The sequence below is a fragment of the Paenibacillus sp. MER TA 81-3 genome (assembly GCF_023713585.1).
In the GTDB taxonomy this organism is placed as follows: domain Bacteria; phylum Bacillota; class Bacilli; order Paenibacillales; family Paenibacillaceae; genus Paenibacillus_B; species Paenibacillus_B profundus.
Window position 1 is genome coordinate 171,706 of sequence record NZ_JAMAWB010000002.1, and the last position, 16,358, is coordinate 188,063.

12 protein-coding genes are annotated in these 16,358 nt (G+C 49.5%); all 12 read right to left on the reverse strand.

Features of this window, described 5'->3' with window-relative positions; translation table 11 throughout:
* Positions 1 to 27 precede the first annotated feature (27 nt).
* The 12 genes from M3650_RS03050 to M3650_RS03105 all read right to left on the reverse strand — a co-directional run bounded on the left by M3650_RS03050 (position 28) and on the right by M3650_RS03105 (position 16,349).
* Entirely contained in the window at positions 28 to 828 is an 801-nt protein-coding gene (locus M3650_RS03050; protein ID WP_251572262.1) for a glycoside hydrolase family 16 protein, read from the reverse strand.
* 40 nt (positions 829 to 868) lie between these two features.
* Entirely contained in the window at positions 869 to 1,804 is a 936-nt protein-coding gene (locus tag M3650_RS03055) for a carbohydrate ABC transporter permease (RefSeq protein ID WP_251572264.1), read from the reverse strand.
* Positions 1,805 to 1,817: 13 nt separating this feature from the next.
* Positions 1,818 to 2,678, reverse strand: a complete 861-nt coding sequence (locus M3650_RS03060) for a carbohydrate ABC transporter permease (RefSeq protein ID WP_251572266.1) — start codon at positions 2,676 to 2,678, stop codon at positions 1,818 to 1,820.
* Positions 2,678 to 4,933, reverse strand: a complete 2,256-nt coding sequence (locus tag M3650_RS03065) for a DUF5696 domain-containing protein (protein ID WP_251572267.1) — start codon at positions 4,931 to 4,933, stop codon at positions 2,678 to 2,680. The genes M3650_RS03060 and M3650_RS03065 overlap by 1 nt, the downstream gene beginning before the upstream one ends.
* Complete coding sequence (locus M3650_RS03070; RefSeq protein ID WP_251572269.1) at positions 4,920 to 6,959, reverse strand: YIP1 family protein; 2,040 nt, start codon at positions 6,957 to 6,959, stop codon at positions 4,920 to 4,922. Before M3650_RS03070 ends, M3650_RS03065 begins: the two co-directional genes overlap by 14 nt.
* An 11-nt stretch (positions 6,960 to 6,970) precedes the next feature.
* Complete coding sequence (locus M3650_RS03075) at positions 6,971 to 7,843, reverse strand: carbohydrate ABC transporter permease (RefSeq protein ID WP_251572271.1); 873 nt, start codon at positions 7,841 to 7,843, stop codon at positions 6,971 to 6,973.
* A 12-nt stretch (positions 7,844 to 7,855) separates the two neighbouring features.
* Complete coding sequence (locus M3650_RS03080; protein WP_251572273.1) at positions 7,856 to 8,743, reverse strand: carbohydrate ABC transporter permease; 888 nt, start codon at positions 8,741 to 8,743, stop codon at positions 7,856 to 7,858.
* The gene (locus M3650_RS03085; protein ID WP_251572275.1) at positions 8,740 to 11,688 is read right to left on the reverse strand and encodes an extracellular solute-binding protein; all 2,949 of its coding nucleotides are present in this window, start codon (positions 11,686 to 11,688) and stop codon (positions 8,740 to 8,742) included. Before M3650_RS03085 ends, M3650_RS03080 begins: the two co-directional genes overlap by 4 nt.
* A gap of 158 nt (positions 11,689 to 11,846) precedes the next feature.
* Positions 11,847 to 13,256 (reverse strand): extracellular solute-binding protein, encoded by a 1,410-nt coding sequence (locus M3650_RS03090; protein WP_251572277.1) that lies wholly within the window; start codon positions 13,254 to 13,256, stop codon positions 11,847 to 11,849.
* A 217-nt stretch (positions 13,257 to 13,473) separates the two neighbouring features.
* Positions 13,474 to 14,487, reverse strand: a complete 1,014-nt coding sequence (locus tag M3650_RS03095) for a LacI family DNA-binding transcriptional regulator (RefSeq protein ID WP_251572279.1) — start codon at positions 14,485 to 14,487, stop codon at positions 13,474 to 13,476.
* An 832-nt stretch (positions 14,488 to 15,319) separates the two neighbouring features.
* Positions 15,320 to 15,595 carry a hypothetical protein gene (locus tag M3650_RS03100; protein WP_251572281.1) on the reverse strand — a complete coding sequence of 92 codons (276 nt, stop codon included), beginning with the start codon at positions 15,593 to 15,595 and terminating at the stop codon, positions 15,320 to 15,322.
* A 109-nt stretch (positions 15,596 to 15,704) separates the two neighbouring features.
* Positions 15,705 to 16,349 carry an SMI1/KNR4 family protein gene (locus M3650_RS03105; RefSeq protein WP_251572283.1) on the reverse strand — a complete coding sequence of 215 codons (645 nt, stop codon included), beginning with the start codon at positions 16,347 to 16,349 and terminating at the stop codon, positions 15,705 to 15,707.
* Positions 16,350 to 16,358: the final 9 nt, after the last annotated feature.

Here is a 16,358-nt window from a genome sequence, read left to right on the forward strand (position 1 = left end):
TCTACTCCTCCAATTGGTATAATGTAATCACGAACCGTTGTTTCCCTCGTAGCGTCCGTTATCAGGCTGATAGACGCGAACATAATCGATCTCGAACGTCTGTGGAAACACCGTCGTGTCATCTGGATAGCCCGGCCAATTCCCGCCGACGGCCAAGTTAAGCTGTAAATAGAACGCACGGTCGAACGGCGCCGGGAAAGGCTCATTGTCAGCGTCCTCATTGTTGCGTGTAAACCATGTCGATGTCCGGTAGTACTCCTCGTTATCGACATACCATCTCATATCCGTCGGAGTCCATTCGAGCGCAAACAGATGGAACTCGTCTGCGAACGTCGCCTCCTCCAATTCCATATGTCCGCCCCTATAGATGTGCGGATTCCCTACATGCAACGTACCGTGCACTGTGCTTGGCTCGTGACCGAGATATTCCATAATGTCGATTTCACCACAGCTCGGCCAGCCCCCGTACTTCTTCATATCCGTCGGCATCATCCATATGGCGGGCCACATTCCTTTCCCGCGCGGCAGCTTGGCGCGGATTTCGAATCTTCCATAGGTCCAATCCGCTTTGCCCCGCGTGACCAGCTTGGCGGACGTATACGGCTTGCCCCCATACTCCTGCTTCATTGCCTTAATTACGAGCTTGCCGTTATTGAGATACGCGTTGGCCGCATCACTCGTATAATATTGGTCCTCATTATTGCCGAAGCCCCAGCCGCCGACTTGATGCTGCCACTTTGTCATGTCGATGTCTGCCCCTTCAAACTCGTCGTTCCACACGAGCTTCCAACCGCGCTTCTCCTGCGGAACGTTTGCTTGCTTCCCCATATATGTATCGCCCCCATTATCGAAGTCACCACTTAACCACTCACTCGCCCGTAATTCCGGAGCGGTCAACGCCCTCCACAAACCAACGCTGCAGCACGAAGTATAGGATGAGCAGCGGAGCTATCGTCAGCATCGTACCGGCCAGATTGATCGCTTCATTCAGTTGGTTGCCCGGGCTGCCCGGCGGATATACCTTGTTGTAGCTGTCGGCGAATCGCTGCAGCTCCAGCGGCAAAATCGTCAGCTCATTGCCGAAATAAAGTCCGGCTAAATACGTTTCATTCCAGTACCAGACGAATGAGAACAAAAACACGATAATAATCGAAGGGACAGCCATCGGTATAGCGATGCGGTAAAAAATTTTCAAGCTGCCCGCCCCATCGATCTCCGCCGCTTCCTCCAACACTGCCGGTATGCGTTTAAAAAATTGATAAAAAATAAGAATGAATAAAGCGCTCTTCAAGCCCTGCCCGAGTATGGCCGGATAGATGAACGTTTCCAATGAACCGAGCAGCTCGTATTTCTTGAACAGCAGGTAGGTCGGCATCATCGTAATCTGCGTCGGGATGACGAAGGTTGCCAGCATCAATCCGAACAGCAGCTTCTTGAGCGGAAAGTCAAAGCGGGCGAAGCCGTATCCGATGATAGCAGCCGCTACGGTTTGCAGCAGCGCAGGCATTCCTGCGACCAAAAGTGTCTGCAGCAGCGTTGTTTTGTAATCTAGCACCTTCAACGCTTTCGCATAGTTTTCGAAATACAGCGTCGAAGGGATCCATTTTACCATCGAGTTCACCAAATCATCCAAGCTCATGAAGCTGTTGACCAGCATAAACAGCATCGGATACAAGTATACGAAGCCGATTCCGATGAGAAGGAGATACACCACCGCCTTGAACACAAAGCCATCGTTTTCTCCCATGCCGAACAACCGCTTGCGGAATTTGTTCGCCGTGTTGATCGATCGATTTTTCCACATGGCGCTCCCCTCCTTATCGTTTCTTCATGTTGAGCAATCCGGTCCAGATCGCGAGCATGAGCATGATAATGATGAAATAGACCCACGCTACCGCAGTAGCGTAACCAAAGCCGGTAATCGTACTGAACATGTTATTTTTGATCAAGATGATGATCTCATTCAAAGCGAACGTCGATACGTAAACGATGGTATAGATGACGTTGACGATGACGAGCGGCATCAGATCAGGCAGCGTTACCTTCCAAAATATTTCCCATGAAGATGCGCCGTCAATGCGGGCCGCCTCATAGATGGATTGATCCACCTTTTGTAGACCAGCCAAAAAAATGAGAATTTGTACGCCGGAGAACCATAGCACCATAATGATCTGCTTGAACAAATACATAATGGGCTCGGCGATAACCGGATTCAGACTGTTCTCGATCATCGTGAACAGGCCATACTGCTCAATATTCGGAATGGAGGTGGCACCCTGGTTAAGCAGCTCGTTGATGACCGGTCCGCTCGTGATGATGACCGGCAGGAAAAAAATCGTCCGGAACAATCCGCGGAATTTAATTTTTTGATTGATAAGCAATGCGATAATCAAGGAAAACACGACGATAATCGGCACATTGAGCGCCATTTCCTGAAGATACTTGAGCACCTTCTCTACAAATGCCGGATCCGAGAAGAACGCATACTTATAGTTTTCAAAGCCGACATACGTCGTCTTGATCCCCGTTGGCGTAATCTTCACCCGATGAAAGCTGAGAAACATCGAGTGAAGCATAGGGTACATGGTGAATATGAGAAATCCAACGATCCATGGCGAGACGAACGTCAATCCGATAAGCGCCTTTCTGCGCTTGTTCGTCAGTCTAATCCGGGCCATCAGCGGTTCACCTCGATTACTTGGAAGCCGTTCGCCGGTACGGTAATGTCTTCCCCCTGGAAGTCACGGTTCGCATAATTGATGATAATGGCGATTCCATTGTCGTATGTTACTTGCACAACATCGGCAGCGAGACGTGCCCTGTTCTCGATTGCAGCGTAACGTACCGGCTGCAGCGCTTCATTCAGAATACGGTAGCTGTCTGCCATCGATTCGCGCCAATCTGCATACGCAGACGTATAGACATCGTTCGAATCCGTAAACTTGAGCTTGTAAGAAGACTCGTGCGTCAAGTAATAGGACGGGTACGATGCCGTTTCGATCATGCGCAGCAGACTGGTCTGCGGATTGGCAAAAAAGTTGGTGTAAGGCGCATAATAATCCTTGTAGCCCTTCAGCACCATCTGCACGAATGGCACTACCTCGCTGACATAAATGTACTGCGAAGAGTCCATCGGAACTTCCAGCACTTGATCGGCATAAGGAAGCATGTAATCGTTCGGTGAATACATCAGCACCGAAGGCACCGTTTCCGCGAGCCCCTTCATGGCTGCCATATACGTGTCCGCCGTATTCCTGCGGGCTGACGGCTTGCCGTCTACCGATTCGGAGAACAGCACGGATCCGGTCGTGTCAACCGCTGCTCCCGACACGTTCAGATCAGCGTATTGCTTCTTATTTTGCTGCACGATATTCCTTGTGCTATCCGCAGACAAGTAATACATCGTATCGTATACTTTTTGGTAAGTCGGCAACGTGATAATGGACTTATCGATTTTCTTGGCTGCATCGGATTGGGCGGAAAATCGTGCAGAGCCTTCATATGCGGCTGTAAAATCGCTATACAGATGAAGCTGTCCGCCTTGCTGCGATACCGCTGCCGCCAGCCGCGCAAAGTCATCCGCGGAGCCGAGCGCCGCCTCGTATTTTACGGGTGCCGGACTTGTGCCAGACAGCCCGCCTTCGTTCCAGCCTTTATACACAACGTTCACATTTCTAATCCCATTCTGCTTCATATCGGCGAGCATCGCTTCCAGCTGCGCGGCGGTCGTCACCGGAATGAGACGCTGTGCGAACATCCCATTTTCCGTTTCGGCGCCCAGCACATCCACCTGCACCGGTATCGCCGCATCGCTGCCGCCTTCCATCTTCTTAAGCACGCCCTTGTCAGCCAAGTAGCTTTGATACGTCTTGGCCATGCCGACATAGCTTGCATCCTGACCGTTCAAGAACTTATATCGAATTTGCATATCCTCTGGATTGCGTTCTTTCTCGAAGACAACGATGCCCCCCAGCGTACGACTCGTCATTTGCAGATAAGATTCACGGGACAGAAACTGCGCCGTCGTCCAGTTATACGGTGTATTCACACCGTTCGGATATGCCAAGATTTTGGCGTTATATTGGCCATTCTCCACAATGCCAAACAGCCCATTGCCGCCTTCCCCGTGCACGATGCCGAATACCGGATACTGAACGGCATGCGGCGGATTCGTATACATATCACGCTTCGAGGTCTCGATTCCTTCATTCATGCCGTAAATTCTGGCTTCATACGGGATTTTGAATTTCCCCTTGTTGTCCGCAAGACGAATCAACGCTCCGGAGCCGTCGGGAATGAACATATATCCGTCTATTTCACCGGCTTTGGTCGCCCCAAGAAACGGATAGACGTACACAGACCCCAGCTTCACCTTCTCCCCCTCGACAATGCTGTGCTGGGGAATATGGACGACCAATTGGTCGTCTTCCAGCTTGACGTGAAGATCCAATCCAAGCTTGAGATCATTCAGACGGATGATGGCTTTAAACCCGTTCTCAATCGGCTCGAACACAACCGATTTATTGGCCTGGGATACATAATCCGTCCGGGTCGAATTCGGTTTTTCCTGCTCGAAATAGTCGAGTGACAAGCCGGACGCCATGAAGTTTTTCCACGATTCGTTCGCTTCCGTATCCGTTATCTCGGAAGACCACGTATAGCCCGAACGTTTGTCCACCACTTGAATCGACAAGCTGGCTTCCTTGAGCCGCAGCACAAGCCGGTCACTCTCCGCTACCTTGCGGTATTCGGATGACAGCGGCGCTCCGGGCTTGGCATGATCGGGAAAAGCCGCCTGCAGCTCGGCAGTCGAGCTGGCTCCCATGTCCTTATGGGCAGGCCCGTTATTCAAAAAGACAAAATAGAATACAATTGCGGCTATCAATACGATGCCAGTTGTTACGAGAGTCCTTATCCAGTTAGAGTTCCGCACGTACCATCAGCTCCCGTATGACAGAGTATACAAAGTCGAACACCTGATCCAACAGCACATAAACAATGAACAGCACTAGACTCAGAATCAGCATGCCGAACAGTGTAATCAATATATTGCGAATCGTTCCGCCAACTGTGTAATCATGAATTTCCTTCACCTTGATGAACATCAGAACCACGCACCATACGATGACAATATTACTGGAGAAGCTGTACAAAAATGCGTCATTGAATGTCAGCACATTAGAGACAATCACGATAATCGGACTGAACACCAAGTATGGCGCCATTGCATAAATGGTCCCTTTGTACACTTCTGAAAACTTGCCTTCCCCTTCACTAATCGTACTGACCAAGTAATTGGAAATAATCCACAGCGCGAACGGCGCGAATACTTTGGCGATCTCCCTCATTAGAATGAGATTGGAAGGCTCCATATTGTTGAAAATGAACCCCGTTTCATACAGTGCAAACACATATTCCACAAAAAAGAGCACATACAAAAACGTTGCAGACCATAGCGACACCTTCTGCTCTTCCTTGATGCCATAGAATCCGTCGAACGGATTTTTGATGAACCGGAATAGGAATAGCACCTCGCGGATAAACGCGATAGACATCATGTTTCTTTTGATGCGAAGCACCGGATCGAAGACGCGCGTTTTACGCTGCACCCAGCGCAGCAGCACTCGCAACAGGAGCCAGGCGAGCACCAGGTAAATGACAACAATCAGGTTGTTCTGCAGCCAGCGGTTGCGTATTTCCCAAAAGGCGTTCGAATACCCTTCCTTATCGTTCGCGATTACATATTCCTCAATCGATTCCGCATACAATTGCTGCTTGTAATAGGCGTCGGCCAAACCTTTGTGCGCCAAATCGAACAGGTTGTTTCTTCTCAGCACCTGGCTCCATGGCTCCCGGCTCTCGACGTAATGCCCTTCCTTATACAGCTCTAGTGCGTGATGGACCAGACCGGTGAATTCTGTCGGCTCGAAAATTTGAATGTTGTTGCGCTCTTTATCGAGCACATAAATATGTTCTCGGGTATCGACGGCGATGCCCGCAGCGTTCAGGAACAAGCCGATGCGTGATTTCCCGTCATCGGGAGCGCCGAACGAGAACAACAGATTGCCTTCTGTATCGAATTCAAAAATGATGCCTGTTTGGCTGAGTGTATAAATGTTGCCGCTCCTGGAAAGGTACACATCCGTGTAATACGGATCAAAGGTCATATCCACAGGCAGCAGATTGAAGCCGGAAATGTTGAAGCGCTTAACCGACTTGCCCTCATCCCCTTGGGTAATCGTATAGATTAATCCCTTCTTATCAATCGCGATGTTGGTCGGAGAAGGCGGCACGTTTTTGAACAGCTTCGCCCGCTGCGCATCGGTGAAGAAGAACCGCTCCAACATAATGCGCAGGCTTGATTGCGATTCGTTGCTTCCGAAATAACCAAGGAAGTCGCCGCGCGAGCTCATCTGAACGACTCCGTTCGTCGTTCCCTCGCTGATGATGTATACGTTGCCGCGCTTATCGACCGCCACCTTCAACGGCTTGAACGGATTGTTCTTGCCGAACAGAGGAGATTCCGGGCGCTCGTACGTGTGGTTCACACTTCCGTCCTCGCCAAACTTTACGACTTGGCCAAGCCCGCCATCGGCTGCATAGACAAAGCCTTGAGCATCGACAAACACACCGGTCGGGGACTGCAGCACATCCTCGCCGACCGTCCGGATCAAGCGGCCTGCTTCATCGGTCACGACGATGCGGTGGTTGTTCGTATCCGCGACATAAATCCGGTTGTGAGCGTCAATATAGAGGTCGGAAGGACCGGAAAACTCCAATTCCCCCACCTTTTCAATCGATCCCGCTGGATAATAAGCGTCCTGGGTTCGAACAAACTGCCTGTTATGGTCTTCCGTATATGTCTTGTATGGCGCCTCAGCCAATACTGCGGATGAGGAGTCAAACCATAGAAAGACGACGAGAACAAGCAGCAGCATTTTGCCGTAAACGTTTCTCATGGTAGTCTCCTCTATTTCAGACCTGAATGCGCCATCGTGTTCATGACTTTACTTTGCAGCAATATAAAAATGATCAGGTTCGGAACGAACATAATTAGGGAAGCGGCAGCGGACATCCCTTGACCCGCGACCGTGTTGCCGGATTGTGACGCAATCGAGCTCATGAAGAAGGACATCGTCTTCAAGCCTTCATCGTTGACATAATAGTTCGAAGTCTCAAGGTTGTTCCACACGGCCTGGAAAGCTAAAATCGCAACGGTAGCTAGCGCCGGCATAATAACGCGCACGATGACCTTGCGGAATACCGTAAATTCGCTCGCCCCATCGATGACGGCGGCTTCTTTGAGCTCGTCAGGCACCTGATCGATGAACTGCTTAAGCAAAAACAAGCCGATCGGCATCGCAAGCAAGGGCAAAATATGAGCAAAATACGTATCCAGAATGCCCGTTTGCACGACGACTAAATAACGCGGAATTTGCACCGCGATCGGCACGAACATCAAGGCAAGCGTGTTGACCTCGAACAGCGCCTTGCGCAGCTTGAACTTCATCTTCGACATGGCATAAGCTGCCAGTGAGCTTATGAATACCGAAAAGAACATGACCGATAAGGTGACCAGCAAGCTGTTGAATATGAACCGGCTGAACGGAATGCCAGATGTCGACGTCGTAAAGAACAACTCCCTGAAGTTATCAAGCGTCGGCTTCTGTACAATAAAGCGCGGCGGGAATGCAAACAGCTCATCAATCGGCTTAAAGGCATGAAAAATAATAAACATAATCGGCAGCATCATAAAGAACGCCAATGGAATAAGGATGGCATAAAACTTCAGCTGACTGCGGTGAAACTTGGACGGATTCATTTTTGTGCCTTGATAAGACATGGCCTGCACCCCCTATTCTTTCTCACCGAATAATTTCCAGGAAAATTTCGATAGCATATATACACCGATAATCAAAATGACCGAAATCGCGCTTGCATACCCCATTTCATAACGAATAAGGCCGTAGTCAGAAATATGGTTGACGATGAGCTGCCCGGAATATTGCGGCGTCGGGTTGCCGCCGGACAGTTGGACGCCGATATCGCCGGCTTGGAACGTTGTCACGACCGCCATCACCGCGCCGAACAGCATCTGCGGCTTCATCGACGGGATCGTGATATAAAAGATTTCTTGAAAACGGTTTCTAACACCGTCAATATATCCCGCTTCATAGATGGATTGATCAATGTTGAGCACCCCCGCGAGCATCGCGAGTAAGCCCACCCCCATGCTGCTCCACAAGGATACGATGATCATGATCGTCATCAGATGCTCCGGCGATTGCAGCCACTGTATCGGCGCATTGATCAACCCCATATTGAGCAGAAGCGAGTTGATGTACCCCGCCTGGTCGCCGCTGAAGATGATCGTCCATACGACCGCCATTGCGACGCCCATCGTCATCGACGGGGAATAGATGATTAGCGCAAGTATCGTCCGCGGCTTCTGTGGAATTTGCGCCAGCATCCACGCGAGCAGGAACGAGATGAGATAGCCGCCCGGCCCCACGATCAAAGCGAATTTAATCGTGTTGGGCAGGACATGCTGCATGAAAATCTCATCATGCGTCAGCAGATCAATATAGTTTTTGAACCCGAGCCATCTCGGCATCTCCACCGTATTGAAATAAGTGAAGGAGAGGGCTATCGCCACTAGCACCGGGATGATGATAAACGTTCCGAACATTACAATATAGGGCGTCAGAAACAGGTAAGCTTCATTCCATCTGCGTGTCTTCATTTTCGCTCAACCCACTTGTCTATCGTTGATATGGTCGGGACCGGATAAGGCTTGATCATCTTGCCATCCGCGTAGTAGCCGAACTCCTCCATTTTGCGCATGATTTCCCGATTCGTACGCACCACCGCATCATCGATGGCGGTCCGCGGATTGTCTCCGTTGAACACGACTCGGTTCCATACGTTGCTTATTTCCCGCTCAACCATGTAGGCGCCCGGTACGCGAGACGGCTCCCGCACCCATTCGAATTGCTCTATAACTACTTGCTTGTCTTCCTCCGACCAAGGCACCTGCTCCAGCGCCTCGAGGTTGGCGGTATTCCACATGTAGGTCATGCCGAAGGTCGTCTGCATGAGATTGGCAAACTCAACTTGAATCGGAGTGGATAACCACCATTCAAGAAATTCCCAGGACTCTTCCGTGTACTTGGTGCCGTTGAAGATCATACCCGTCTGTCCGCCTGCCGGCGCCCAGCGCTCCACCGTTCCATCTGCCTTTTCCACTCCCGGATGCGGAGCAATCTTCCACATGTTGGCGATTTCTGGAGCTGCCGCCTTCAGCTGAATGTACGTATTAAAGTCAGATATCCCGACCGGCATCGTGCCGTAACGGAAATGATGGTAGAAATTCGGTACGTCCTGCGGCAAATTATAAATGGTAAATAAGTCCGTCATAAACTTAATGCCTTCCAGCGCTTGCTCGCTGTCAATGGCGGTGCTCATGCCGCCCTCGCCGAACAGTTCTCCGTCAAATTGATAAATGAACGGCGTCGTCGCGTTGAACGGCTTGAAGCCTTTGTATAGCGCAAGCGGTTCGTAGAAGTTCATGCCCAGCCGCTGCAGCTCAGGCAGCATCTCCACGACTTCATCCCACGTGTCCGGCGGACTTAGCTTCAACGTGTCAAGAATGTCCTGCCGATAGAACATCACCCAGAAGTTTTGTGTTTCCGGCAGTGCGTAGACGCCGTCCCCGAAGGAGAATGGAATCATCGCGCCTTTGGAGAATCGTGTGACGATCTCTTCGTAGCCTGTGAATTGCCGCAGATCCATTGCAACCCCACGGATCGCCAGCTCATATGGAATCCAGTTGCTGACGCCTAAGGCAACGTCAGGCTGCCGATTGGATGCATTGGCCAAGACGAGCTTGTTCTCATCCGGCATGATGGACAGCTTAACAGCGATCCTCGTTGCAGGTGTAAACTGTTCATCAATCATCTTCTGCATCAGCTCCACGAATGGCCTAGGACGGTTCACCCATACTTCCAGTTCGTCTGCCGCCTCGTTCGAGCTGGAGTAGGATTGATTCGTGAAGGACAAGAAGAAGCGTTTGATCGCTTCCCACAGCTTTTCAAAAAAACCTGCATTGGGCGATGGAAGCTTGTCATCCTCCTCCTGGAACAGATAAATACGATCCAAGGCAAGCGGAGACTCTGAAATCTTCTGCAACAGCGTGCCGAGCAGCTGAGCCGCGGATGCGGAGCCCTCTGAGAACAGGTTCAGACGATTGGGCAGCTCGTTCGGATTTTTGGCGATTGTGCGCAGCTGCTTCGAAGCGAGCTTCAGATTCACAATTTCGCCAATCTCCTCCACCTCTGGATTCAGCATGCTAATTTCGAGAAAGCGTTGATCCAGATCATCCGCCCACTTCAGCAGCTGCTTATCCAGGCCTGGCATATATTCGAGCAGATTCCAATCTCGGTTCGCGTCCGCTTTGTTGCCAGTCAACTTCTTGATTTCCAACGTCATGCGGTTGATCTCTTTCATCTTGGACACGATATCCTCAGCCAATGGACGCATGCTCGAGAGGTTAACGGTCATAGCCAGCGTATGCTTGCCCTTGCTCAAATAAAATCGGTACGGATCATCCCCGTTGCCGAGTGTTTCATTTTTCCATTTCTTTGTGAAGTGGAAGGCATAATTGTCCACTTCGCGGAAAGGAACGACTCCGTCGATCTCAATTCTGCGGAACACAGGCAGATCGAATTTGGTCTCCTGCAAGTATTTGAATGCAAGGCGGTAATACCCATCCTGCGGCACGTCCAGCTCCCAGGTCAGCGACTGCCCGCCTTTTTCATAGGATCTCGGGTCGATAATATTGAGCAGCTGCTTTTCCGTGTCGTACGGAGTGAGCCGGCTTTCACGTGCCGAGGCCGCCCGAATGGAGGAATCATTCTTAAAGAGCGGCTGCTCCGCTTCGGTAATCAGAAGCGTCTCCATATGCTTTACGCTTTCATCTACAATTGGCTGGCTCTTCAAGTAATCATCATACGTTTCTATTTGATCAGGGACTTTGATGTTCACATTGCCCAGCAGCATTTCCCCCCTGGTGTTGACTAGCGTTATGGTGTTTATGCCTCTCTCCAGCTTGAACTTGAGCGGCTCCATATGAAAATAACTCGCATCCATGGCGTATACCGTTCGCCATTGCTTCACTTTCTGTGAACGAGGCAGCAGCTCATTGCCATACCGATCCCATTTTTCTGCGAGCGGCTTGTTCTGCCACAGACTCGGGAACAGGATGCGGCGACTCTCATAGAACGGATATTGTCCGTTAATTTGCAAATAACCCTCGGTAGGTAAAATACTGTCATTCAATATGTAGTAATCAAAAGCAAGTTGATATAATCCGGGTTCTTCGACGTTGACATTCAATGTGACCTTCGTATCCTTATTCCAACGCACCGTATCTCCACCATATCCGAAGCTTTCCGACTGGGAAACAATTAAGCCTTGGTTAGTCTCATCCTTGCTGGGTGACACGGCAATTTGTATATTTGGGATTATGGGAACCTCGGACCACTCTTGCAGCTTTTCCGTGTAGCTTGGCTCAAGCAAATGGTGTGCATTCTCAACTTCACCAGCCTGTAGCGGCACTGGCTGCTCCGACTCCGCCTGCGCTTGCGTTCGTGGCGCCTTATACCCGCCAACAAGAAGAGTTGCGATCATGATGCATATCAGCAATGTTCGATAAGTTTTTTTCATGGTCTCTTCCCTGCCTACTTCTTTAGTAATGCCGTAGGTGCGAAAGAGTTAACATGCGATCAAAAGGGGGGATTTTTGAAAAACCTCTTGGCATATTCTCACGCACCTACGGTCAATGGCGTTTATTGATTTATTCGTTGCATCGCTTGGCTGACGAACTCATTCGCCTTGTCTTCCATCTCTTTCGCTTTATCCGCTGGCTTCAATTCGCCTTTAACGAATTTTTCAGACAGCTTCTGCTCATCATTCAGCCAGACATTGTATTCTCTCCAGCCCGGGAGCGTCTTGCCGAAGCCAGGCACCGCTTGATCAAACAGCTTGATTGCCGCTTTCACGCCCTCCATCTTCAACTGTCCGTCCATTTTCTCCCACACTTCCGAAAATTCGGCAACCGGAAATTTATCGATATCGATATTTAATTCCTTATTCAAGTCGAGACGAGTCAACCAGCCTTCTTTGCTCCACGTCATGAACTTCATTAACTCATAAGCGGCTTCTGGATGCTTCGTCGTGGAGGATATGCCAATGTAGTCCAGAACGATCGGCATTCTTTGTCCCGCTTTGCCACGGGGATACGGATAGAAATCAAGCTTGCCTGCTCCATCCTTTTCCATTTGCGCCCCCAATGCTGCCATGTTCCAAGAACCGTCGATCCCGAGCGCAACGTGCCCTTTTTGCATAGGCCATGCCCCTTCGTCTCCGAACACGGCTTTTTTCTCTTCACCGGTCATTTTCTCCTCCACTTTCAGTCGGCGAAGCTCAAGCTTCTGATTGTAGCCATCGATCCATTGCTGATTCGTGAAATGAAACTTCTCGCCATCAAAGGTGCTGTTGCCCATAGATGCATCACTCAACGCCGGCCAATGCTCATCGAAGGACAGGTTGCCCCACGGGCCCCCAATCCCGTAAATATGCTCTGCCGGATTGGATACTTTCTTCGCGATGCCGATCATTTCATCAATCGTCCAATCGTAGCCCGGCAGCGGGATGTTGTTTTTCTCGAGCAGCGTTTTGTTCACAAAGACGCCCATGATGAATTGGAAGGTAGGCGATGCCAGGCGTTTGCCGCCATAGACCGCTTGCTTCGCAATGTTCGGATAGATGGCTTTTGTTTCCTCGTCAGCATCCCATAATTCCGTCAGGTCATACAGCCAATCATTCTCCACGCCAACTGGCACGTTCTCTACCCAAAATACGTCTGGCAGATTGCCGGCGCTAGCTGCCGCAGTCAGCGAATCCGTCCAAGGCCAGTTAATGGAACTATCTTTCTCAACGGTAATATTAGGGTGTTTCTGCATGAAAGCTTCTAACAGCTTGGCTTCCATTTCCGGGGTTTCCCAGCTTGCAAACTTCAGCGTAATCTTTTCTGTTTGCCACGATGGTTTCTCTTCTTCCTTCGGCGTGTCGGTTGCCGGCTGATTCGTCGAACTAGAGCTTTCGTTAGCCGCATTGTTCCCGCCCGTACAGGCAGTAAATACGGATACAACCAACAACAAAGCCAGCAATAATGAAAAACTCTTTCTTCTGCTCATCTCGTTATCCCCTTTGTCTAATAATATATAGGTACAATTGCATGAAACCGTAGTAAGACTCTCAAATGACATCGTTTTCATAAATTCAGAATATATATGTATCAATTGTAGAAATACCACTCTTTTAGTAATACAAGCTCCAATAACCACACTTTTATGAAATCGATTTCATTTTTGTGCATTTTATAAAAGGGTTCCTCGGCTAAGAAGCCCGGACTTATGTTCTTTTATAATCCGAGGAACCGCGTATGCATAGTTGAGAATCAATAATCGCTATTCGGTCATGGTCATCATCCAGCTCACCATTGATCTGCCGAATTAGCAATTCAGCCAGAGCGTACCCCATTTCAACCTTCAGTTGGTTGATCGTGCTCAGGGGCGGCGTCAAGTATCGGGACACCCTCTCATTATCAACACCAACGATGGCGAGCTCTTGGGGAATGGCTATGCTCCCTTCCCGGCATGCATCATACACGCCTAATGCCATCTCGTCATTTGCCGAGAATACTGCCGTAAAATCAAGTTCTTTAGCCCAAAGACGCTGTATTGCCGCATAACCGCCTTCTTGGTTAAAATCACCGTTCTCTACAAGCTCCGGACGAAATGGAATGCCATGATCTCTCAAAGCTTTAATATATCCTTCTAGACGGTCAAAGCTGTCTACGGCATGCGCATAGCCGCTGATGAATGCAATGTCCTTATGTCCCTGCTCAATGAGATGCTCCACCGCTTGCTGGGCAACCTCAGCCGTATTGGTCTGGACGTTGAAGATTTTAGGATCCACAATGCTGCGCCCGATCGTGCCGATTACATACCCTCGTTCAACAAGCTCCATCACTTCTTGCTTGGATAACATCGACTCCACCAAAATCATTCCGTCCACGCTTCGGTTGGTGAGCAGCTGCAAATACTCCGATTCGATATCTTTATTGTTTTGCGCATCGCAAATGATGACTTTGAATTTCTCGGAGTAGGCCTTGTTCTGAATGCCTTTGACCAGATTCGTGTAGTAGGACACCATAATATCCGGTACAATCACGCCTAGGGTCAACGTTTTTTGCTGTCGCAGATTTTTCGCAGCAGCATGGGGCACATAATTCAATTCCTCAATAACCTTCAGTACCTTTTTCCTCGTATCGGCCTTTACCAGCGGGTTATTATTCAACACTCTGGAGACGGTCGTTGGAGACACCTTTGCTGCTCTTGAAACATCCACAATTTTAATGTCCATTAAAAACTCAGCCTCTGTCATATATTTTCAGAAAAATGAACCGCTATGTACACTTTGGCACAATCCCATCTGACTCACACCCAGAGTATAACAAGAAATGAAATCGTTTTCAATATTGTTTTTCATACGAGACGACAAAATTTACTTGAGCAGCCGCTTGGATCTAATGTAATTCCATGCTTCACTGCTGCACAGTCTGAGGAGTAACGTTCACAGAACAAGCTAACTGTAGTTGTGCAGTTGGATGGCAACAAGCATCCATACCGAGCGGGTATTTCACTTTACCCATTGCATGAGGATATTGAAATTTGAGATGACTGGTTGTTGCTTGGGCACCAAACCAGTGAGCGAAGACCAGTCATTGGCCCTATGAAAGGCTGTCTGACCCTGACCGTTCGTCGCATCATAGGGACGTCGTCCGGTCATTCCATGAATGTCCGAATCCACATTTGGGGAGACGAGCTCTCTCCGTTTGGTGCTTATAGTCACTCTCCCCTCCGATCAGAAACAACGATTTCACGAGTCACCCCAACGCTCAACTGTAATGTGGCATGGCAGTTATGCGGTAGCATGACATGCTGCACAGGCTGAGGACTAACGTTGCACGGAACGGGGAGAAGACAGGCACACAACTTCCCCCATACGGAGGGATGAATCATTCTGAATGAATAGGAGAGTGGCGATAAGATCTTTTCAGAGTATAGTCGTTGACTGGAAGCACTAAGGTTCATATCTGTTATACAACCGTAACGAATCACGTGCCTTGTCTCTCCGTTTCCTTATCAAAGCGCAACAGTTATGTCACCAACCTCATCTCACCAGTTATCAGCCGTTAACCTTGATTTAGCTTGTCTAGCGCAATTGTGGCTTGGTCGCATATGCGTCTGGAGTGAGCCCGGCCACCACCGCGAATTGGATCGCTCTCTGCAGGCGGGATTCGATAGTCGGCGAGCGCCGCTTCCAAGTAAGGACGGGCCTCCTCTATCTTCTGCTCGCCTGCGATAAAAATGGCTCTGTCTTTCACATACAGCTTCCGGTGTTCAATCAACTCGCACAGAATGCGCACGCCTTTATCTGGATTAACCTGAAGTTTTTTCGTGAGCCACAAAAAAAGAACATTTTCCAAACTAGCTTCGTTGGGAAAGGAGGGTCGGCATGTCAGAAGCATTGAAGGTTCCTATGGATGATCTGGAGACGTGCGATTATGACCTGGAAGATTAGTCCTCTTTTTGTTCTTCTGTATTCCGCAGTGAGCATAACGTCATGATCATTTCACGGAATGAAGCAAAGATGTCATTTACGTACGGCAGCACATTCGCTCGTACCCGAGACCCATCTTCCCCCAGCTCATGCAAATAATCGTGCAGAATCCATATGACGGGGCAATCGCCGTCTTCGTCCATTCTCAACGTGTCGAAGCAGACAGGGCCTTGACTGTCTTCACATTCCGTAAAAGGAACATAACCTGCCGCTAACAACGGCTCCCAGGACTGAAGCAGGAACCGATAGTTGGACAGCCTGTCCTCCGACGACATCGCAGGCATTTCAATGAACTGGCAATCGCCTTTATATCCGTCCTCTTCCTTCACGTTATTGAAGTGTAGATCGATATAATGATACGTTTGGAGCAATGCCTTCAATAGTGGTGGAAAGGAGATCGAGAACTCAGCTTCCAATTCCCGAATTTCCTCATCGGCAATAGTAGAGGGGATGAGCTTCCAGTTCACCCAACCTTCTTCATCTACTTCACCGGCTCTCATATCATCCGGCACATTTTCCTCCACACTCATGAGCGCTAATGGATCAACGTTTGTCAGAAACGAATCCAAATAGTCCTTTATCAGTGCCCTTTCTTCCTTCATCTGCTGTAA